The sequence below is a fragment of the Stenotrophomonas sp. SMYL8 genome (assembly GCF_036320065.1).
GTDB classification, from domain to species: Bacteria; Pseudomonadota; Gammaproteobacteria; order Xanthomonadales; family Xanthomonadaceae; genus Stenotrophomonas; species Stenotrophomonas maltophilia_A.
The window spans coordinates 59,103-80,879 of record NZ_JAWIRR010000022.1; the positions used below are offsets into that span (position 1 = coordinate 59,103).

At 67.7% G+C, this 21,777-nt stretch carries 15 protein-coding genes; 6 read left to right on the forward strand and 9 right to left on the reverse strand.

What is annotated here, in order from left to right; genetic code table 11:
- The first annotated feature begins 8 nt into the window (after positions 1-8).
- Positions 9-323 (forward strand): zf-TFIIB domain-containing protein, encoded by a 315-nt coding sequence (locus V3B25_RS16200; protein ID WP_032128518.1) that lies wholly within the window; start codon positions 9-11, stop codon positions 321-323.
- Positions 324-436: 113 nt separating this feature from the next.
- Here the strand turns inward: V3B25_RS16200 and V3B25_RS16205 are convergent, their stop codons facing one another.
- The 6 genes from V3B25_RS16205 to V3B25_RS16230 form a co-directional block, all read right to left on the reverse strand.
- Positions 437-949, reverse strand: a complete 513-nt coding sequence (locus V3B25_RS16205) for a GNAT family N-acetyltransferase (protein ID WP_329810999.1) — start codon at positions 947-949, stop codon at positions 437-439.
- 81 nt (positions 950-1,030) lie between these two features.
- The gene (locus tag V3B25_RS16210; RefSeq protein WP_329811000.1) at positions 1,031-2,056 is read right to left on the reverse strand and encodes a copper resistance protein B; all 1,026 of its coding nucleotides are present in this window, start codon (positions 2,054-2,056) and stop codon (positions 1,031-1,033) included.
- Positions 2,053-3,861 (reverse strand): copper resistance system multicopper oxidase, encoded by a 1,809-nt coding sequence (locus V3B25_RS16215; RefSeq protein ID WP_049420942.1) that lies wholly within the window; start codon positions 3,859-3,861, stop codon positions 2,053-2,055. Before V3B25_RS16215 ends, V3B25_RS16210 begins: the two co-directional genes overlap by 4 nt.
- A 75-nt stretch (positions 3,862-3,936) precedes the next feature.
- A complete protein-coding gene (locus V3B25_RS16220; RefSeq protein ID WP_201117126.1) occupies positions 3,937-4,320 on the reverse strand; it encodes a CopL family metal-binding regulatory protein in 384 nt (127 codons plus the stop codon).
- Positions 4,321-4,405: 85 nt separating this feature from the next.
- Positions 4,406-6,211 carry a DNA helicase RecQ gene (gene recQ / locus V3B25_RS16225; RefSeq protein ID WP_049420940.1) on the reverse strand — a complete coding sequence of 602 codons (1,806 nt, stop codon included), beginning with the start codon at positions 6,209-6,211 and terminating at the stop codon, positions 4,406-4,408.
- A 530-nt stretch (positions 6,212-6,741) separates the two neighbouring features.
- Positions 6,742-7,290: a Dps family protein gene (locus V3B25_RS16230; protein ID WP_006439098.1), complete on the reverse strand. Its 549-nt coding sequence runs from the start codon at positions 7,288-7,290 to the stop codon at positions 6,742-6,744.
- 86 nt (positions 7,291-7,376) lie between these two features.
- Between V3B25_RS16230 and hrpA the strand changes: the two genes are divergently transcribed.
- Complete coding sequence (gene hrpA / locus V3B25_RS16235; protein ID WP_329811001.1) at positions 7,377-11,459, forward strand: ATP-dependent RNA helicase HrpA; 4,083 nt, start codon at positions 7,377-7,379, stop codon at positions 11,457-11,459.
- Positions 11,460-11,512: 53 nt separating this feature from the next.
- Here hrpA and V3B25_RS16240 read toward each other — a convergent pair whose 3' ends face one another.
- Complete coding sequence (locus tag V3B25_RS16240) at positions 11,513-12,049, reverse strand: hypothetical protein (protein ID WP_032130197.1); 537 nt, start codon at positions 12,047-12,049, stop codon at positions 11,513-11,515.
- Between the two features lie 130 nt (positions 12,050-12,179).
- On the opposite strand from V3B25_RS16240, the gene V3B25_RS16245 reads away from it, so the two are divergent.
- Together V3B25_RS16245 and V3B25_RS16250 are read left to right on the forward strand one after the other, a co-directional pair.
- Entirely contained in the window at positions 12,180-14,336 is a 2,157-nt protein-coding gene (locus V3B25_RS16245) for a bifunctional (p)ppGpp synthetase/guanosine-3',5'-bis(diphosphate) 3'-pyrophosphohydrolase (protein ID WP_329811002.1), read from the forward strand.
- Positions 14,337-14,366: 30 nt separating this feature from the next.
- Complete coding sequence (locus V3B25_RS16250; protein ID WP_154264219.1) at positions 14,367-15,932, forward strand: hypothetical protein; 1,566 nt, start codon at positions 14,367-14,369, stop codon at positions 15,930-15,932.
- Here the strand turns inward: V3B25_RS16250 and V3B25_RS16255 are convergent.
- Positions 15,929-18,028 carry a glycosyltransferase gene (locus V3B25_RS16255; RefSeq protein WP_329811003.1) on the reverse strand — a complete coding sequence of 700 codons (2,100 nt, stop codon included), beginning with the start codon at positions 18,026-18,028 and terminating at the stop codon, positions 15,929-15,931. The two genes, V3B25_RS16250 and V3B25_RS16255, sit on opposite strands and share 4 nt — an antisense overlap.
- Positions 18,029-18,124: 96 nt before the next feature.
- On the opposite strand from V3B25_RS16255, the gene mrcB reads away from it, so the two are divergent.
- Positions 18,125-20,563: a penicillin-binding protein 1B gene (mrcB, locus tag V3B25_RS16260; protein WP_032130201.1), complete on the forward strand. Its 2,439-nt coding sequence runs from the start codon at positions 18,125-18,127 to the stop codon at positions 20,561-20,563.
- Complete coding sequence (locus V3B25_RS16265; protein ID WP_080356554.1) at positions 20,560-21,099, forward strand: hypothetical protein; 540 nt, start codon at positions 20,560-20,562, stop codon at positions 21,097-21,099. Before mrcB ends, V3B25_RS16265 begins: the two co-directional genes overlap by 4 nt.
- A gap of 442 nt (positions 21,100-21,541) precedes the next feature.
- On the opposite strand, the gene V3B25_RS16270 is transcribed toward V3B25_RS16265, so the two are convergent.
- The coding region (locus tag V3B25_RS16270; RefSeq protein WP_329810846.1) for an IS3 family transposase at positions 21,542-21,777 on the reverse strand (236 nt) is incomplete at its 5' end.

Consider the following 21,777-nt stretch of genomic DNA (forward strand, 5'->3'; position numbering starts at 1 on the left):
CAATGCCGATGCTGTGCCCCGTGTGCAAGACCCAGACCCTGCAGATGGCCGAACGCCATGGCATCGAGATCGACTATTGCCCCGGCTGCCGGGGCGTGTGGCTGGATCGTGGTGAACTGGACAAGATCATCGAGCGTGCCGGTGCCGGTGCCGGTGCGGCCGTGCCGCCGCCCGCGCCTGTACAGCAGCATCCGGCATCCTCTCCGCCGCCGGTGATGCACCGTGATACCCGCCACTTGGGCCAGCGCTACGAGGACAATCGGGGCCACGGATACAAGAAAAAGAAGAAGGACAGCTTCCTGTCGGAGCTGTTCGACTTCTGAGGCGTTGTAGAGTCGAGCTTGCTCGACTGGCTCTTGTTACCAATAGTCGAGCAAGCTCGACTCTACGGATCAGGTGCAGTCGAGCATGGCTCGACTCTACATGGAGCGCGTGATCACGGCCGCCGCAGGATGAACTCGCGGTCGTGGGTGTCGCCGACGATGAAGTCGTACTCGCCAACCTTGCTGCAGCCGTAACGCGCATAGAAGCGCTGTGCGCCGAAATTCTCTTCCCACACGCCCACCCACAGGGTGCGGCGCTGCGGCTGGTCCAGCCAGGCCATGAACGCGTCCATCATGCGTGCACCATGGCCGCCGTTCTGGTGTGCGGCCAGGATGTAGAACCGCTTCAGTTCGATGTCGCCGTCGCGTGCATCCGTGTGCGGCAGGGTGTTGGCACCGGCGGCCAGATAGCCGACCACGGCGTCACCGTCCATCAACAGCCAGATGGCACTGTGTGGATCGGACAGTTCGATGCGCTGCGGCTCGCTGCTGTAGTGCGCCTGCAGGAAACCGTGCAGCTCCTGCGGCGGATAGGAATCGCCCCAGGTTTCGTTGTAGGTGGCAATCGCGATGGCCGACAGCGCGTCGACGTCGGCAAGGGTGGCGCGGCGGATCTGCAACGACATGGCGGTGCCTGCATTGGAACGTGGCGCAGTGTAGCCGGCCCCGGCGGCTGCCGGGGCTGGCCATTGCTCACGATCTGCTGCTCAGAACCACATGCGCACGCCAGCCACCCAGCGCGTGTCGCGCGCGTGGTCACCGGCATAGTCGGCGGTGTCACCAAACGTGCGTTCGTGGCTGATGCCGATGTAGGGCGCGAAGCGGCGGCTGAACTCATAGCGCAGTCGCAGCCCGGCTTCGACCTTGTTCAGGCCACGGCCGATGCCGTACTCCTTCTCGTCCTTGGCCGCGACGGTGGCTTCCAGCAGCGGCTGCAGAATCAGGCGGTTGGTCAGCAGCACGTCGTACTCGACCTCGGCCTTGGCCAGCACCTGGCCGCCGGAGCCCATGTACAGCGTGGCCGAGCTCTCGAACTTGTACGGCGCCAGGCCCTGGATGCCGACGGCCGCCCATGTGCGCGAGTCGGCCGGGCGGAAGTCCTGGCGCACGCCGACCAGCACGTCCCACCATGGCGACACGCTGCGGCCATACAGTGCTTCCAGTGACGACGATTCCGTGCGGCCACGGCTGCGTTCGCCATCGGTGCGCAGCCACAGGCGGTTGATGTTGCCGCCGATCCAACCGGTCGCCTCCCAGGCCTGACCATTGCTGCTCTTGCCATCCCAATGTTCCAGACGGTCGATCAGCAGCAGGCTGTTGATCTCCGGCGCATGCTCCATCGCACCGTGGGCGATGGGCGGGAAGGCCGCGGCGCGGTCGGCGTCGGTCGGCACCGGGATGGGTTCGCGCGGTTCGGTCGGTGCAGGCGATCCGTGGCCCATCGCGGCGTGGTCCATCGTGGAATGATCCATCGTGGAATGGTCCATCGTCGCCGGCTGCCTCGCGCCATGGTCCATCTTCGAGTGATCCATGGCTGAGTGGTCCATCGCACCCGAATCCATCTTCGAATGATCCATCTTCGAATGATCGACCGGTTCGACCGGTGCCTTCACGGTCTTCGCGGGCGGATCCATCGCGGCCATGTCGTGACCAGCGTGCGACTGCGCGAACACGGGCAATGCAGCGGCCAGGCCCAGGGCCAGCAGGCTGGGGGAAAGCAGTGAGCGGCTCATTCTTCGATCCTCACTTCGCGCATCATGCCCGCTTCCATGTGGTACAGCAGATGGCAGTGGTAGGCCCAGCGGCCGAGTGCATCGGCGCGCACGCGATAGCTGCGGCGGGTGCCCGGCGGCATGTCGATGGTGTGCTTGCGCAGCTGGAACTCGCCCTGTGCGTTTTCCAGATCGCTCCACACGCCGTGCAGATGGATCGGGTGCTGCATCATGGTGTCGTTGACCAGCACGATGCGCATGCGCTCGCCGTAGTTCAGCCGCAGTGGTTCGGCGCTGGCAAACGGGATGCCATCGAACGACCAGGAGAACTTCTCCATGTGTCCGGTCAGGTGCAGTTCGATCTCGCGGCTCGGCTCGCGGCCATCCGGGTCTTCGAACAGGCTGCGCATCGCGCCGTAGGTCAGCACCTGGCGGCCGTTATCGCGCAGGCCGATGCCGGGGTCGTCCAGCTTCGGTTCGGAGGCCGAGCTCTGCATGTCCACCAGCGGGTTGTTGCGTTCGCTGGCAGGGTGCTTCGGTGCCTTGCTGGCGGCATCGCCGCCGCCGTGCGCGCCGTGGCCCATGCTGGCGCCGCAGCCACCTTCCATGCTTTTCATCGCAGCCATGTCGTGACCGCCGTGGCCACCACTGCCCATGTCGTGACCCATGTCGCTCATCGTCAGCAACGGACGTGGGTCGCGCGCGGGAATCGGTGCCTGCAGGCCATGGCGAACCGCCAGTGTTCCGGCGGCGTAGCCGGTGCGGCCCATGTCCTGGCAGAAGATGGTGAAGGCGTCCTGGCCGCTCGGTTCGACGATCACATCGTAGGTTTCGGCCGGGGCGATGCGGAACTCATCGATGCTCACCGGGTGGATGTACTGGCCGTCGGCAGCGACCACGGTCATCTTCAGGCCAGGAATGCGCACGTCGAAGTAGGTCATCGACCCGCCATTGATGAAGCGCAGCAGCACCTTCTCGCCGCTGCGGAACAGGCCGGTCCAGTTGCCGGCCGGGGCGGTACCGTTCATCAGGTAGGTATAGGTGTGCGCGTTGATGTCGGAGATATCGGTGGGCGTCATCCGCATCCGGCCCCACATGCCACGGTCGGACAGCGCCGCCGACCAGCCGTCGCGTTTCGCGTCGCGCAGGAAGTCGGGCAGGGTGCGCTTGTAGTAGTTGTCGTGCTCGGCCAGCTTCTTCATGCGGCGGAACAGCGCGCCCGGGTCCATGTCGGTCCAGTCCGACAGCATGATCACGTGCTCGCGGTCGTGGTGGTACGGCGCCGGTTCGGCCGGGTCGATGAGAAGCGCGCCGTACAGACCAGCCTGCTCCTGGAACATGGAGTGGCTGTGGTACCAGTAGGTGCCCGACTGCTTCAGCTCGAAGTGGTAGTGGTAGGTCTCGCCGGGGCCGATGCCGTTGAAGCTCAGGCCGGGCACGCCGTCCATGTTGGCGGGCAGCAGGATGCCGTGCCAGTGGATCGAGGTCGGGTGGCGTTCCAGCGTGTTGCGCACGAACAGGTCGACGGTCTGGCCTTCGCGCCAGCGCAGGATCGGTGCCGGCAGCGAGCCGTTGACGGTGATCGCCGGGCGGGTGCGGCCGGTGAAATTGGCGAGCGATTCGCCGATGGCCAGTTCGATGCGGGTGTCGCTGAGCACGGCGGGGGCGCCGGCCAGCCGTGGGGCGGCCGTGGCGGCGAGCGCGCGCTGCGGCACGCCGACAGCGGCGATGCCGGCAACCACGCCGCCGGCGGCCAGGCCCTGCACGAACAGGCGGCGCGACGGCATGGGCACAGCGCCCGGACCGGGGGGAATGCGGGTATTCATGGTGGTGACTCCAGACACGTAAAGACGCCGGCAGGCGGCCGGCTGCGGTGCGCAAGGCGCACGGTGCGTGTGGAATCAGCCGATGGGAGGACGCGAAATCGGCGGCAGTGGCGGCGCCGGACGGCCAGTGGCCGGCATCGGCTGCGGGGCCAGCGACAACGTCGGACCGGCCATGAACGGCAACGGCTGCACCACCAGCAGCGGGTGCTGGGCGCAGCTGCGCACGCAGTCCTTGATCTGGCAGTGGGCGTCGTGGGGCGGGGCCTTGGCCTGCGGGGCCTCGTCGGCCTGCATACCCGCGTGATGGTGGCAGTCAGGGTCACCGCCGTCGGCGGCAATGGCCACGGCGTGCGCCATCCGGCCCATTTCCTCGTGACCACTGGCCATGGCCGCGTTCAGCCCGTTGAGCAACAGGCTGAGCATGAGCACGACACGGAGCAGGGTCGAGGCCAGGGACATGGCGCTAATCTAGCTGCAAGCGGGCGCGGATGCACTTCCGGCTGAATGGCCGGTTCAAGGTTGGACCAGCACCAATGTGGAGCCGCTACCCTTCTTCGCGCACGATCTCCACTAGGCGCGGGCCGTAGCGGCTCAGCTTGGTGCCACCGATGCCGCCGACCCTGGCCAGTTCATCCAGGCTGGTCGGGCGCTGTTCGGCGATGTTGCGCAGGGTGCTGTCGTGGAAGATCACGAAGGCCGGCACGTTCTGTTCGCGGGCCAGTTCGGCACGCAGGCCGCGCAGGGCGTTGAACAGGGCCAGATCCTGCGGCAGCACCGACAGGCCGGTGCGCTGCGCGCTGCGCTCGCGCCCGCTGGTGCTGCTGGCCGGGTCGCGGCGCATGCTGATCTGGCGGCGGCCGGTCAGCACGTCGCGGCTTGCATCGGTCAGGCGCAGGCCACCGTGGCCCTCGCTGTCCACTTCCAGCAGGCTGGCGGCGACCAGTTGGCGGAATACGCTGCGCCAGGTGCGCGCGTCGAGGTCGCGGCCGATCGCATAGGTGCTGAGCTTGTCGTGGCCCTGCTGCTTCACCTTTTCGTTCTCGCTGCCGCGCAGCACATCGATCAGGTGACCGACGCCGAAGCGCTGGCCGCTGCGATAGACACAGCTCAGCGCCTTCTGCGCCGGAATGGTCGCGTCCCAGGAGGCGGGCGGGGTCAGGCAGTTGTCGCAGTTGCCGCAGGGCTGGGGATAGGTCTCGCCGAAACCGGCCAGCAGCACCTGGCGGCGGCACTGCATGGATTCGCAGTAGCCCAGCAGGTGGTCCAGCTTGGACCGCTCCAGCTGCTTGCGCTCTTCGCCGGCTTCGGACTGCTCGATCATCTGCTTGAGCAGCACCACGTCGCCCAGGCCGTAGCACAGCCAGGCCTCGGCGGCCTCGCCATCGCGGCCGGCGCGGCCGGTTTCCTGGTAGTAGCCTTCCATCGACTTGGGCAGGTCGGTATGCGCGACAAAGCGCACGTCCGGCTTGTCGATGCCCATGCCGAAGGCGATGGTGGCGCACATCACGATGCCATCCTCGCGCAGGAAGCGGCGCTGGTTGCTGGCGCGTACTTCCGGTGGCAGGCCGGCATGGTAGGGCAGGGCGTTGAAGCCCTGGCCGTTGAGGAATTCAGCGGTCTCTTCGACCTTGCGCCGCGACATGCAGTAGACGATGCCGGCCTCGCCGCGGTGGCCGCGCAGGAAGTCGGTCAGCTGCTTGCGGGCGTTGTCCTTCTGCACCACGGTGTAGCGGATGTTGGGGCGATCGAAGGAGCTGACGAAGTGGCGTGCTTCCTGCAGATCGAGGCGCTCGGCGATCTCGCGCTGGGTCGGCGGATCGGCGGTGGCGGTGAGCGCGATCCGCGGGATCTGTGGCCAACGCTCGTGCAGCACGGTCAGCTGGCGGTACTCGGGGCGGAAGTCATGGCCCCACTGCGACACGCAGTGTGCTTCGTCGATGGCGAACAGGGCGATGTGGCTGCGCGACAGCAGTGACAGGAAGCGACCAGTCAGCAGCCGCTCGGGAGCGACATAGAGCATGTCCAGCTCGCCGGCGAGCAGTTCGCGCTCGACGCGCCCGGCGGTCTCGGCATCCAGGGTGGAATTCAGGTACTCGGCACGCACGCCGAGCTGGCGCAGGGCTTCGACCTGGTCCTGCATCAGCGCGATCAGCGGTGAGATGACGATGCCACATCCGTCACGCAGCAGGGCCGGCACCTGGTAGCAGAGCGACTTGCCGCCGCCGGTGGGCATCAGCACCAGGGCATCGTGACCGGCAGCCACATGCTCCACGATGTCCTGCTGGGGACCACGGAAATCGTCGTAACCAAAGACGCGTTGGAGCAGGTCGTGCGCGGGACGGGAAGCCATCCGGCTAGTTTACCCCGGCGGGGGTTCGGCAGGGCTGCGCCCTGCACCTGCAGAAGCCTTCAAGCCAGAGCAACGTCAAAGGCAACAGCCGGCTCTGGGGTGATCCGTGGGTTGGCGGGGCGGTGTCGGATTGCGGGGACGCCGCAAGTACGTCCGTGTAGGCTTGGCAGCCGCATCCATGCGGCTGACACCCCCCAATCCGACACCGCCCCGCCTTCGACAGGTTCACGCGGCTGTTGGTAGGTGTCGACCTTGGTCGACACATCTGTCAGATATCGAGTGAATTCATCTGTGTCGACCAAGGTCGACACCTACCAGAGCGGACGCTGTCCCGGCAGATCGCGAAAAACTGTCGAAGGCGGGGGGGGGGCCGGTTGCGGGGGCGTGAGCGCCATGGATGGATTTACGGCGTCCCCCGCAACCGGACCCACCCCGCCAACCCACGGATAGCCAGCTTCTGCTCTGGCTCTGGCCTTGGCTTCAAGGCCTCTGCGGGTGCAGGGCGCAGCCCTGCCGAACACCCCCAACCCTTACTGCAGCAGCGAGCGCAGCATCCAGGCGTACTTCTCATGGGTCTGCAGGCGCTGGGTCATCAGATCCTCGGTCGGGGCGTCGTCACCCTTGGCCGCCACGTCCAGCACTTCACGTGCCGTACGGCAGACCGCTTCGTTGGCGACCACCAACTGGCGTACCATTTCACGCCAGTCCGCACTGTCGGTAAGGCCCGGTTCCTCGGCGATCGAGGTCAGCGCAGCGAATTCCCGGTAGGAGCCCGGGGCATTGAAGCCCAGCGCGCGGATGCGCTCGGCCACGTCGTCCAGTGCCGCCCACTGCTCGGTGTACTGCGTCTCGAACATGGTGTGCAGCGAGTTGAACATCGACCCCGTTACATTCCAGTGGAAGTTGTGCGTCTTCAGGTAGAGCGTGAACGCATCAGCCTGGAAGCGCGACAGACCGTCGGCGATCTTCTTGCGGTCGCCCTGGGTGATCCCGATATCGATGTTCGGCGCCGACGGTGCCGCCGCTGCAAGCTTCTGCTTGCCGGTCTTGGCCTTGGTCGTGCTCTTGGTCTTCGCCATGGGGTTCCTCCTTGTGGAATCGTTGGCCTTCACAATAAACCGGTCGTGATGACTGGTCGCTTTCAAAGTTTTGAACGAACCGATTGATGAACTCTATCGATAAAAATCCATCGCCCCGCCTGCGCCAACAGCGTGCCGCTATCGACGGCGCCATGAGCCGCGACCGGGGCCGTTTGCTGGGAATGCTCTCGCGTTGCCAGGCCAAGCCACAGGATGCGGCGTTGGCCGCCACCTTCGAGCAGGCCTTGCAGGCGTCGGTGCAGCGCCGGCAGGTGCGGGCGCTGCAGCAGCCGTCCATTACTCTGGACCCGCAGCTGCCGATTGCGCGTGAAGCCGACGCCATCATCGGTCTGATCCGCGACCACCAGGTCGTGGTGATCGCCGGTGAAACCGGCTCGGGCAAGACCACCCAGCTGCCGAAACTGTGCCTGGCCGCAGGCCGTGGCCAGGCCGGCATGATCGGCTGCACCCAGCCGCGACGGATTGCCGCACGTGCGGTGGCCAGCCGCGTGGCGCAGGAACTGCAGAGCGAACTGGGCCAGCTGGTCGGCTACCAGGTGCGCTTCAACGACAAGGTCAGCGAAGACAGCCGAATCAAGTTCATGACCGACGGCATCCTGCTGGCGGAAATCGCCAGTGACCGCTGGTTGTCGAACTACGACACGATCATCGTCGACGAGGCGCACGAACGCAGCCTCAACATCGACTTCCTGCTGGGCTACCTGAAGCAGCTGCTGCGCAAGCGCCCGGACCTGAAGCTGATCGTCACTTCGGCCACCATCGACACCGAACGCTTCGCCCAGCATTTCGACAATGCGCCGGTGATCAGCGTTGAAGGCCGCACCTACCCGGTGGAAGTGCGCTACCGCGCGCTGGAAGGCGAGGGCGAAGACCAGGGCGAACGCACCGTCAATGACGCCATCGTGTCGGCCATCGACGAAATCACCCGCCTGGATGCGCGCGGCGACGTGCTGATCTTCCTGCCGGGCGAACGCGAGATCCGCGATGCGCACCAGTCGCTGGAACGCCGCAAGTACCGCAATACCGAGGTGCTGCCGCTGTACGCGCGCCTGTCCAACCAGGACCAGGACCGGGTGTTCAACCCCGGGTCGAACCGGCGCATCGTGCTGGCCACCAACGTGGCGGAAACCTCGCTGACGGTGCCGCGCATCCGCTACGTGGTCGATCCGGGCTTTGCCCGAGTCAAGCGCTACAGCCCGCGCAACAAGCTGGACCGCCTGCACATCGAGCCGATCTCGCAGGCCAGCGCCAACCAGCGCAAGGGCCGCTGCGGCCGTATCGCCGAGGGCATCTGCTACCGCCTGTACGCCGAGGCCGATTTCCAGGCGCGGCCCGAGTTCACCGATCCGGAAATCCGCCGCTCCAGCCTGGCCGGGGTGATCCTGCGCATGCTGCAGCTGGGCCTGGGCCGCATCGAAGAGTTCCCGTTCCTGGAAGCGCCGGACGAGCGTGCGGTGGCCGATGGCTGGCAGCAGCTGACCGAACTGGGCGCGATCGACGCCGAGCGGCGCATGACCACCATCGGCAAGCAGATGGCACGCCTGCCGGTGGACGTGAAGCTGGCGCGCATGCTGGTCGCCGCGCAGGCTGCCGGCTGCCTGCGGCCGATGCTGGTGATCGCCTCGTTCCTGGGCATCCAGGACCCGCGCGAGCGCCCGCCCGAAGCGCGTGGCGCGGCCGACAGCGCGCATGCGCAGTTCGCCGATGGGCGGTCCGAATTCGTTGGTGTGCTGCGCCTGTGGGATGCCTATCGGCAGGCCCATGAAGACCTGACCCAGTCCAAGCTGCGCGACTGGTGCAGCCGCCACTTCCTTGGCTTCCTGCGCATGCGCGAGTGGCGCGAGCTGCATCGCCAACTGCGCCTGCTGTGCGAGGAACTGGGCTGGAAGGAAGAAGCCAACGAGGCCTCGATGGCACCGCTGCTGGCCGGCAGCAGTGCACCGGCCCCGGCGCGTGATGATGCCGCCGCAGTGAAAGCCACCCGAGGCCAGCTGCACCGTGCCGCGCGCCTGGCCCGCGAAGGCAAGGCCGAGGCCGCATCGGCGCCGGTAGCCGTGCGTGCGCAGAAGGAACAGGCGCCGGTGGGCGGCGGTTTCAGCGAGCGCGTGCGTGCCGCTGCGTACCAGACCCTGCATCGGGCGCTGGTGGCGGGCCTGCCGACGCAGATCGGCCACCGCACCGAGAAGGGAGATTTCCAGGCGCCACGCCAGCGCCGCTTCCTGCCGTTCCCGGGTTCGGCGCTGTCCAAGCGGCCGCCGCCGTGGCTGCTGGTGGCCAACCTGCTGGATACGCAGAAGGTGTGGGGCATGACCTTGGCGGCGATCGAGCCGGACTGGGTGATCGCCGAACTGCCGCACCTGCTGCTGCGCAAGCACTTCGATCCGCACTGGTCGCGCGCGCAGGGCCAGGTGCTGGCCTCCGAGCAGATCAGCCTGTTCGGCCTGGTGCTGGCGCCGAAGAAGCCGGTGCACTACGGTCGCATCGCGCCGGGCGAAGCGCACGACATCTTCGTGCGCCAGGCACTGGTGACCGGCGAGATCAACACCCGCGCCAGCTTCGTGGCGGACAACCAGAAAGTGCTGGAGATCGCCCGCGAGGAAGAAGCCAAGCTGCGCCGCGCCGGCATCGTCGCCGACGAGGACTGGCAGGCGCGCTGGTATCTGGACCGGGTGCCGCCGCAGATCCATTCGGCGGCGGGTCTGGATACCTGGTGGAAGGGGCTGGCGCCGGAACAGCGCAAGACCCTGCACTGGTCGCTGGTCGATCTGTTGCCGGGTGAGGGCAGCGAACAGGAGCGCTATCCGAAGTACCTGCCGCTGGGCCAGGCGCGCCTGCCGCTGCATTACCGCTTCGAACCGGGTGCCGACGACGATGGCGTGACCCTGGACGTACCGCTGCACCTGCTCAACGCACTGGACCCGGTGCAACTGGGCTGGCTGGCGCCGGGTTTCGTCGCCGACAAGGCCTCGGCACTGATCCGCAGCCTGCCCAAGGCGATGCGCCGCAACTACGTGCCGGCACCGGACTTCGGCCGCGCGTTCTACGAGGCGTTCCCGCAGCCCAGTGCCGATGCCATCACCGGCGAACTGGCGCGCTTCCTGTCACGTGCCACCGGCGCGACGGTGACGGCGCTCGATTTCGAACCCGGTTCGATCGAACCTCACCTGCATATGAACCTGCGCCTGCGCGACGAACAGGGCAAGGTGCTGGCGACCTCGCGCGATCTGGACGCACTGCGCGCGAAATTCGGTGGTCGTGCCGGCGATGCGTTCGCTGCACGCGCTGGGCGCGAGATGGCCGCCGATGGCCTTCGCACGTTCCCGGCCACGCCGATTCCGCTGCAGGTACCCGGTGAAGCGGGTGTGCCGGCTTATCCGGCGCTGCTGGACGAGGGCGACAGCGTGGCGCTGCGCATCTTCGCCGATCGCCAGCAGGCGCTGGAGGCCCATCCGCTGGGCGTGCGCCGTCTGCTGGAGATTGCCCTGGCCGAGAAGGTGAAGCAGGCACGCAAGCAGCTGCCGGTCGGTGCCAAGACCGGCCTGTTGTATGCGGCGATCGAGTCGCAGGAGCGCCTGCGTGGTGACCTGGTCGATGCGGCGATGAACGCGGTGCTGGCCGAGGGGCTGGAAGACATCCGCGATGCGGCAGCCTTCGAGCAGCGTCGTGAGCATGCGGCCAAGGCGCTGTTCGGCGAGGCCATGTCGCGGCTGAAGCTGGCCGAAACCATCCTGGCGCTGGTGGCGGAACTGAAGCCGATGCTGGAAGCACCGTTGATGGGTTGGGCGCGCGGCAATCTGGACGACATGGAAGCGCAGCTTGTCGGGCTGATCCATCCCGGCTTCCTGCGTGACACGCCGGCCGACGCGCTGGCGCAGTACCCGCGCTACCTGAAGGCGATGATCCTGCGCACCGAGCGCGCCAAGCGTGATCCGCCACGTGACCAGGCACGCATGCTGGAACTGCACCCGTTCCTGGAAGCGCTGGACGTGGGTGAGCAGCAGGGACTGCGCGAGCGCCCGCAATGGCAGGCGCTGCGCTGGGATCTGGAAGAGCTGCGGGTATCGCTGTTCGCGCAGGAGCTGGGTGCGCGCACCGGCATCTCGGCGAAGAAGCTGGCGCAGCGGGTGACCGCATTGCGCCAGGCGTGACGTCGTTGCTGCAGAGCCGAGCCCACGCTCGGCTCTGCAGCAAGGTCACGGCGTTACTTGGTTCGGCGCACCTTCGGCTGGGTGTTCACGCCGTCGACCTTCAGGTACCACACGCCCATCACACCGGGCTTGATGCTGACGGCGGGGGACTGCTTGCGCACACCGGCCAGGGTGCTTGCATCGGTCTGCTCCCATTCCTGGCCGTTGTCCAGCACGTAGACGCGGCCTTTGCCGAAGCCGCGGAACTCGCCCTGCAGCACGCCGGTGATCGGCTCGCTGCTGCCGAAATCGAAGAAGCCGCGATTCTTCACGATCACTTCCTGACGGCCTTCCTCGCGCGCCGTTTCCCGTACGGCCGCAACCGCCTGGGTGGTGGCCGCTTCGACCTTGCCCTGCAGCCAGCGGTTCAGCGTGGCCAGTTCCTGCGCGTTGAGCTTGTCCAGGCCGGCCGCCTTGAACTCGGCCGGTGACATCTGCTGCTGCAGGTCACCCTCCACCACGCGCTGGGCCAGCGCAGGCGCCGACAGGGACAGCAACAGTGCGGCACAGGCCAGCAGCCGTAGGCGGAAACGCGGGACGATCGAGGACATGTCGGGACTCTCCTGGGTTTGCCCGCGAGTGTAGCGGCATGTCTTCATGCCGGGTGATGGTGGCCGCGGTGATTGTCCCTGAACGGCGCCGGCGCTAGTGTAGGGGCCTCTGTCTTGCCTGCTCGATGCTGTGAACCGCGCTTCCGTCCCCGGCCTGGATGCCTTGTTGAACCGCCCCTCGGCAGCCGTGCTGCCTGCTCCGCTGCGCCAGGCCCTGCGCGGGCACTGGGAAGCGCCGGACTGCGACCATCAGATGCGCGTCAGCTGGTCGGTGCTGGGCGACACCCTCGACGCACTGGCGATGCTCTCGGCCGACGAAGGCGCGGTGGTCGCGGCCCTGCTGTTCGATCTGCCCGGCCTGCGCGCCAGCCTGGAGCAACTGCCGCTGGGCAACCACAAGGCCGCAGTGATCGGCCTGCTGGATGGCCAGGATGCGGCCGATCCGGTGTGGGCGCTGCACGCCGGCCGCGAGGCCGGGCGCAACAGCGAGGGCCTGCGCCGCCTGCTGCTGGCGATCATCCGTGACCTGCGCGTGGTGCCCATCCTGCTGGCGCGGCAGCTGGCGCGCATGCGCGCGGCCGACAAGCTGGACGACGAGCAGCGCCGCGCGCTGGCGCAGCTGACCCGCGACATCCATGCGCCGTTGGCCAACCGCCTGGGCATCTGGCAGTTGAAGTGGGAGCTGGAGGACCTGGCGTTCCGCCACCTGGAACCGGAGACCTACCGGCGCATTGCGCGGGAGGTGGACGAAACCCGCATCGCCCGCGAGCGTTACGTCGAGAACGTCAAGAAGGTGCTGTCGCGCGAACTGGTCGCGCAGGGCATCAAGGCCGAGGTCAGTGGCCGCCCGAAGCACATCTACAGCATCTGGCGGAAGATGCAGAAGAAGCGGCTGGCGTTCGACCAGCTGTACGACATCCGTGCGGTGCGCGTCATGGTCGACGATGTCGCCGCCTGCTACGCCGCGCTGGGCGTGGTGCATGCGCTGTGGGCGCCGGTGCCCAGCGAGTTCGACGACTACATCGCCCGGCCCAAGGCCAACGACTATCGCTCGCTGCATACCGCCGTGGTCGGCCCGGAAGGGCGCACCATCGAAGTGCAGATCCGTACCCACGAGATGCATTCGCAGGCCGAGCTGGGCGTGGCCGCGCACTGGAAGTACAAGGAAGGCGGCAAGGGCGCGGAGAAGTCCTTCGACCGCAAGATCACCTGGATGCGCCAGCTGCTGGAGCAGGCGCAGGACGGGCAGGGCAATGAACTGGCCGGGGCGCTCGATGCCGAGCTGACCGAGGACCGGGTCTATGCACTGAGCCCGAAGGACGAGGTGCTGGACCTGCCGCAGGGCGCCACGCCGCTCGATTTCGCCTACCAGGTGCACACGATGGTGGGCCACCGCTGCCGTGGTGCGAAGGTCAATGGCCGTATCGTGCCGCTGACCTACCGCCTGCGCAGCGGCGACCGCGTCGAGATCCTGACCGGCAAGGAGGCCGATCCGCGCCGCGACTGGCTGATGCCGGCCAACGGCTTCCTGGCCAGCAACCGCTCGCGCGAAAAAGTACGCAGCTGGTTCCACAAGCTGGACCGCGCGCGCAACGTGCAGGCCGGGCGCGAACTGCTCGAGCGCGAGCTGAAGCGTCTGGGCCTGCAGCATTCTGATCTGGCGGTGGCGGCGAAGAAGTTCCATGCCGACAGCGTTGACGACCTCTACATCCAGGTGGCGCTGGGTGACACCGGCCCGAACCAGGTCAGTCGTACCCTGCTGGAAGCCGAACGTGCAGCGAGCCAGCCGGCGCCCGCGCCAGCCCTGCCGCGGCCGACCGCGCGCCGCGAGAACCTGGGCAAGTCCAAGTTCACCGTGCAGGGCGTGGGCAACCTGCTGGTGCAGCTGGCGCGTTGCTGCCAGCCAGTGGCCGGTGAACCGATCGTCGGCTACCTGACCCGTAGCCGTGGTGTCACCGTGCATCGTGCAGACTGTGCCGCGCTGGCCCGGCTGGCAGCCACCAGCCCGCAGCGCATCCTGCCGGTGGAGTGGGGCCAGGCCGGTGGCGGCTACGAAGTGGACGTGGTGGTCACTGCGGTCGACCGCCGCTGGCTGCTGAAGGACATCACCAACCTGATCGCCCAGGAAGACGCCTACGTGCTCGACATCCACAGTGACAACGTGCGCAACAGTGGCGGTGCCCACCTGCGCCTGCGCCTGAAGGTGAGCGACTACGGCCAGCTGTCGACCCTGCTGGGCAAGCTGGATGCGCTGCCCGGCGTGAGCGAGGCGCGTCGCCTCGGCTGAGCTTCACGCTGCCCCGGCTACCCTGCACGCATGGAACGCGAGCCTCCGCATCGCCCGCATGGCGCTGAACATCCTGCGCTGGACCGCGTCCGCCGCGAAGGCCGTTGGTGGTGGCTGCAGGCACGTCACGCGCGCCGGGTGTGGCGCTGGGCGCTGGTCGCGGCGCTGGCGGTGTTCGTGCTGCTGGTGCTGCTGCGCAAGCCGCTGGCCGACTGGTTCTGGGATGAGCCTCAGATTGAACAGTTGCTGGCCGAAGGCGATCGCGCACTGGCGGCCGGGCGGCTGAGTGCCGCCGATGGCAGTGGTGCGCGTGAGCGCTACCAGGCCGTGCTGGCGCTGGATGGTGATCGTCCGCAGGCCCGTGAGGGGCTGGCCCGTACCGGCGCCGCGGCCCTGCAGCAGGCCAGCGAAAAACTGCAGGCCAACGACCTCGAAGGCAGCGCGCAGGCGCTGGCACTGGCCCGGGAACTGCAGGTGCCGCAGGGCGATGCGGATGCCGTGGCACGCCAGCTGCAGGCCCGGCGCAGCGCAGGCGCCGGCATCGGTGCACTGCTGGCGCAGGCGCGCAACGCCTTTGCAGCGGGCCGGCTGGACGACGGTGACAGCAGCGCGCTGCCCCTGTTCCAGCGCATCCTGGTACTGCAGCCGGACAATCTGCCGGCGCTGGAAGGTCGCGAGGACGCACTGAGCGATCTGCTGCAGCAGGTCCGCATCCTGGCCGGGCGCGGCGAGCTGGCCGAGGCAGCCGCGATGCTGCAGCGTGCGCGCCAGTTCGATGCCGGCCACGCCGATCTGCCCGCCAGCCAGGAAGCATTGGCACAGGCCGTCGACCAGCGCCTGCGCCAGGCCCAGCGCGCCTTGCAGCGTCGGCAGCTGGAATCCGCAGCGAAGGGATTCCTCGCCGTGCTGGCAGTGGCGGTTGATGATTCCAGTGCCCAGCGCGGCCGCGAACAGACCTTGCAGGCGGTGCTGGCACGCAGCCAGAAGCAGGCCGACGATTTCCAGTTCGAAGCGGCGCAGGCCGATGCCGCACTGGCAGCGGAACTGGGTGCTTCGCCGGCGGCGCAACAGCAGCTCGCGCAACGCCTGCAGCGCGCCCAACAGGCGCAGAAGGCGCTGCAGCAGCCGGCGGTCAGCAACACGCAGCGCGAGCGCCAACTGCGCGACCACCTGCGCAGGATCGAGCGCGCCGAACGTGCCGGGCAATGGATCAGCCCCCCCGGGCACAGTGCGTTCGACGCGTTGCGCGAAGCGCAGTCACTGGCGCCACGCGATGCACGGGTGAAGGCTGCCGCAGCGCGGCTGCTGCCCGCCAGTCGCCGCTGCTTCGACGACAACCTGCGGCAGAATCGCGTGCAGGCCGCAGGTGCCTGCCTGCAGGCGTGGCAGACCCTGTCGCCGACCGCGGTTGGACTTCCCTCGGCACGCCTGCGCCTGGCCCAGCGCTGGCTGGCGATCGGCAGCGAACGGCTCGGCAATGGAGACCTGGCGTTTGCCGCACACGCCGCCGAACAGGCACGGTTGCTGCAACCGGACCTGGCCGAGCTGCCGGCGTTCGAAGACCGCCTGCGCCGCGCCGGCGGTCGCCCGGATTAGGTGAAGAACACCCGCTGCACGGTCGCGCGGGCAGCGTCGAGGGAGAAGTGCTCTGCGATGTTGGCCAGGCCGGCGTCGGACAACTGCTGCCACAGCTGCGGATCCTGGTACAGGCGGACCACCGCATCGGCGAAGCCCGCCGCATCATCCGCCACCAGCACGTCCTGGCCCGGGTGCAGGTGCATTCCTTCCACGGCGCAGGTGGTACCTACCACCGGCTGGCCATGGGCCATGCTCAGGTTGATCTTGCCCTTCACGCCGGCGCCGAAACGCAGCGGCGCGATGGAAATGCGTGCGCCGTCCATGTAGGGCGTGATGTCCTCGACGAAACCGTGCATCTGCACGCCGGGCTGGCGTGCGGCCAATGCCAGCAGCGATTCCGGTGTGGCGGCACCGATGCAGTGCAGGTGTACCTCGGGCAGGCGGGCGCGGATGCCGGCAAAGACTTCGCCGATGAACCACTCCATGGCATCCAGGTTCGGCGGATGGCGGAAGCCGCCGACAAACACCAGATCATGGCGCTGTTCGAACGGCTTGCCGGCGCCGGCGACGTCGTGCAGGTTGGAGATCAGCTCCACCTGCACGGAAGGGGCGTCGGCCTGCAGCTGCTCGCGCTCGGCGGCACTGACCAGCACGGTGACGTCGCACTGCTCCATCACGGCCAGCTCGCTGGCGCGGGTGCGCTCGGCGGCGCGCAGCAACCCGGCATCACCGGCGACTTCGGCACCACGACGTTCGCGCAGGTAGTGCAGGTCCACGGTGTCGAACACGGTGCGGGCCTGCGGCGCATAGCGCTTCAGCAGCGGCAGGCACTCGTGGGCGACATGGTGGCGGACCAGCAGCGCCACGTGGAAACGCGCACCGTGCGTTCGCAGCCAGCTGGCGACGCCATCGAGGAACGGCGCATACCAGACTTCCACGCCCATCCGCTGCAGTGCTTCGGTGGCGGCACCGCCATGTTCGCGGCGGGTGGGAACAAACACCACATGAGCGCCGCCCTGCAGCAGCAGGCGGATCAGGTTCACCTGGCGCAGTGACGCCGAATCGCGATCCGGTTGGGGTACTTCCTCGTCCAGGATCAACACCTGGCGTCGGCCACGCAGCAGCAGCGCGGGTGACGGCACTTCGCCCACCGCCGGATGGCGGGCCAGCTCGGTGGCCCAGCGGGCGGCGAAGATGGCCTGGTTGCGCACCTGGTAGGCCTTCACCCCGCTGCCGGTATCGGTGCCGTTGCTGGTGCCTTCATCGTGGATCACCCGGCTGGCTGGTTGCACCAGCACACGCAGGCCCCGGGCGCGAACGCGGAAGGCCAGATCGGTGTCCTCGTAGTACGCCGGCTTGTAACGGGTATCGAAGCCGCCCAGCTGCTGCCAGAGGGCGCGCGGCAGCATCAGCGCCGCGCCGGAGCAGTAGTCGACGTCGCGCAGGCTGGCAAAGCGTGGGTCGTCCGCCGCCTCGAAACGGCCGTAGCTCCAGCCGCTGCCGTTGGCGAAGATCACACCCCCTGATTCCTGCAGGCGGCCATCCGGGTACAGCAGCTGGCTGCCGACCAGGCCGGCGTCGGGTGTGCTGGCGAACGTGTCCAGCAGGGCATCCAGCCAGCCCGGCTGTGGCACCGTATCGTTGTTGAGCAGCACCACATAGCGGCCGCGTGCGCGCGACACGCCATCGTTGCAGGCCTCGATGAAGCCGCCGTTGTGCTCGCGCACCTCATAGCGCAGTCCGGCGACCTGCGGCATCCACTGCACGGTGGCGTCGCTGCTGCCGTCATCCACGACCAGGATCTCGCACGCCGCCAGCGGCGGATGTGCCGCCAGGGCGCGCAGGCAGGCCAGGGTATGGCCGACGTGGTTGTAGACCGGGATGACGATACTCACTTCCGGCGTTTCGCTGAACGGCACCGTGAAGGGGGCGAAATCCTGTGCCGGCGGCAGGAACAGCGGCGTTCGCGGCGCGGGAACGGCGCGCTGGGTATGCACGCGGATGCGCTGCCAGGTCGCCCGCCACCCACGGGTACGCAGGCTGGCCAGGCTCCGGCGGGCCAGGCCCGTGAGGCGGTTGATCAGGTATCGGATCTCGGCCAGAGACATCGCCATCCGGTTGCAACTCCAGCTTAAGCAGGGGAACCCGGGAGAATTCGCCAGCCGCAGCGGCTGGGGTAGACTCGCCAGACCCTACATTCTCGCATTCCCGTGCCCCGACGCTACGATTCCGACGACATCGACGATTTCGACGACGACGACCAGCAGGACAACGGCCCGCTGTGGCGGCGCCGGCTGATCACCTGGAGCATGGCTGCGGTCGCGTTGGGATTGGGTTTCCTCATTCCCTATACGCTGTACCTGAACCAGCAGGTGACCCAGCGTTTCGGCGAGCTGCGCTGGCAGATCCCGACGCGCGTCTACGCGCGCCCGCTGGTGCTCACCCCCGGCAAGGCGATGGATGCGTCGACGCTGAAGACCGAGCTGGCCGCCTCCGCCTACCGCGATGACGGCCAGGGCAAGGAGCCGGCCACCTATGCGGTGAACGGCGGGCGCTTCGTCATCTCCAGCCGCGGCTATAACGACGTCGATGGCCGGGTTGCCCCGCGCCGGCTCGAGCTGTCACTGGCCGATGGTGCGGTCGCCTCGCTGCGCGACGCCGATAACCGCAAGGCCTTGAAGGCCGCGCGGTTGGACCCGGCCCGCATCGCCACCCTGTACGGCCAGAAGCAGGAAGAACGCCGCCTGATCCGCATGGACGAGGCGCCGGACCTGCTGGTGACCGGCCTGCAGGCGGTGGAGGACAAGGACTTCAACCGCCACCACGGCATCGACCTGTCCGGCATCGCGCGCGCGGTGTGGGTAACCATCCGCTCCGGTGGCCAGAGCCGCCAGGGCGCCTCTACGCTGACCCAGCAGCTGGCCCGCAGCGGCCTGCTCGGCATCGGCAAGGAGCAGACGGTTACCCGCAAATTCAACGAAGTGCTCTACGCGCTGATCATGGAAGCGCGCTACGACAAGCGCACCATCTTCGAGGCCTACCTCAACCAGGTGTACCTGGGCCAGCGTGGCAGCCAGGCCATCCATGGCATGTCCTCTGGCGCCGAGTTCTGGTTCGGTCGCGACCTGCAGTCGCTGGAGACTGAGCAGATCGCGCTGCTGATCGGCCTGGTCAAGGGCCCGTCCTTCTACGACCCGCGGCGCAATCCGGAACGCGCGCTGGATCGCCGCAACTTCGTGCTGGGCAAACTGCACGAAGCCACGCTGATCGATGACGCCGAGTACCAGCGTGCGTTGAAGGCCCCGCTGGGCGTGCCCAAGACGCCGGGCCTGGTTGCCGCCAACCGCTTCCCCGCCTATGTCGATCTGGTCCGCCGCCAGCTCGGCCATGACTATCCGGAATCTGCCCTGCAGGGCGCCGGCCTGAGCGTGATGACCGGCATGTCGCCGTCCGCGCAGGCCTATGCCGAAGGCGCGGTGACCCGCACCATCAAGTCGCTGGAGAGCAAGCGTCGCCCCGAACTGCAGGCCGGCATGGTGCTGACCGACGTGCACAACGGTGACGTGCTGGCGGTAATCGGCAGCCGTGAAGTGTCCGAAGTCGGCTTCAACCGTGCGATCGAAGCACAGCGCCCGGTCGGCTCGTTGCTGAAGCCGTTCGTGTACCTGCTCGCGTTGGCGCAGCCGGACCGCTACTCGCTGGCCAGCTGGGTCGACGATTCACCGGTGACCGTCCAGCTCGGCCGCGGCCGCAACTGGAACCCGGGCAACGCGGACAACCGCAGCCACGGCACCGTGCGCCTGATCGACGCGCTGGCGCATTCCTACAACCAGGCCACGGTGCGCGTGGGCATGCAGGTCGGCCCCGAGCGCGTGACCCAGCTGATCCACGTGCTGGCCGGCATCAAGGCCGAGGCGAATCCGGCGGTGATTCTCGGTTCGACCGACCAGAGCCCGTACGCGATGGCCCAGCTGTACCAGTTCCTCGCGTCCGGTGGCGAAATCCAGCCGCTGCATGCGGTGCGTGGCGTGCTCGATCCGCAGGGCAAGCTGCTCAAGCGTTACGACAAGACCCCGGCACCGGCCCAGGAAGGCGACTCGATTGCCGCCAACCTGATCAGTGTCGGCCTGCAGCAGGTGGTTGCCAGCGGCACCGCGCAGCGCCTGAACGCCGATGGCCTCGGCCGCCTGCAGCCGGCCGGCAAGACCGGTACCACCAACGATGGCCGCGACAGCTGGTACGCCGGTTACACCGGCGATCATCTGGCGGTGATCTGGATCGGCAACGACCAGAACGAGCAGGCCGGCCTGTACGGTGCCACCGGCGCGATGCGGGTCTGGTCGGGCATCTTCCAGCGCCTGCCGAGTGCGCCACTGCGGGTCAGCAACAAGGGCCTGGACTGGCAGTCGGTGGCGCCGACCGGACTCAACAGCACGGATGAAGGCTGCCCGGGCGCGCGTCGTTTCCCGTTCGTGGTGGGCTACGCGCCGGCCTATGCACCGTGTGCGCCGGCGGTGTCGCCGGACGGGCAGGGTGCCGAAGGCGAGGGCGGTGGCTGGCGTAGCTGGTTCGGCCTGGACCGCAAGCCTGAGCCGCCTGCTGAACCTGCTGCGGCGCCCGCCGCCGCCACTCCTCCTCCGAGCCGATGATGCCGATGAACATGCGATCCCTGCTGCAGCCCCTGGCCCTGACCGGCCTCAGCCTGGCCCTGGCCGCCTGCGTCAGCAGCGCACCGCCGGTGGCCAAGCCGCCGGTTGATACCACCACGCCGGCACAGCGCCTGGCTGCGGTGGATGCGGCCGCAGGTCCGGACGACAAGGAGCTGTCGGTGCAGCCTCTGCGTGATTCGCAGGTGGAAGACCTGCGGGTGACCGCACAGACGCAGCGCCAGGCCAACGACCTGGCCGGTGCCGCCAGCAGCCTGGACCACGCGCTGGAAATCGTGGCCGGTGACCCGGCTGTGCTGCAGGAGCGTGCCGAGCTGGCGCTGTTGCAGGGCCAATGGGCACAGGCTGAGACGTTCGCGCGCAAGGCGGTGGATCTGGGCTCGAAGACCGGGCCGCTGTGCCGCCGGCACTGGGCGACGATCGAGCAGTCGCGTCTGGCGCGCGGCGAGAAGGAAAATGCGGTGTCGGCGCATGCGCAGATTGAAGGTTGCACGGTGCCGGGGATCAAGCGGTACTGAGGTATTCCACTCCATCGGGCGCTGCCCCCTCTGCGGCGCGCGCTCGCACTGATGGATACTGGTGATGGGCCGGGTAGGTGGGGCGTGCAGGACACGCCGTAAACCCATCCTTGGGGGCTCGATGGCGCCATCCATGGCGCCAACGGTCCTGCACGCCCCACCCACCCGGCCTGCCATACATCGCGCGGGCCGCAGGCAAGAACAAAATCAAAATCAAAAGCGGGTCGCGCGCTGCGCGCGCTCGCTGCCGTTTCCTTTCTTCTTTCCCCGTTACTCCCACCGCTTCTGAGCTGCCAGTCGAGCATGCTCGACTTTGCGAAGCCTGTCCCTCCGTCACCGGGAAACTCTCGAAGGTGGGGGACTGTGGGTTTGCGGGGTGTCCGCGGCATGGATGCCGCGGCCAAGCCCCCAAGGTGAAGTGACCCCCGAGACTTGGACGTGGTCAGGCGGCCGATTGGGCCTGCTCCCGGTACTTTACCGGGCTCAGACCTTTCAGTTTCAGTTTGATGCGTTCTTCGTTGTAGTACTGGATGTATTCCACCAGCCCAGCCTCCAGACTCTCGAGGCTGTCAAAGCTGTTCAGGTAGAAGAATTCCGACTTCAGCGTTCCAAAGAAGCTCTCCATCGCCGCATTGTCCAGGCAGTTGCCGCGCCGGGACATGCTTTGCTTCAACGAGT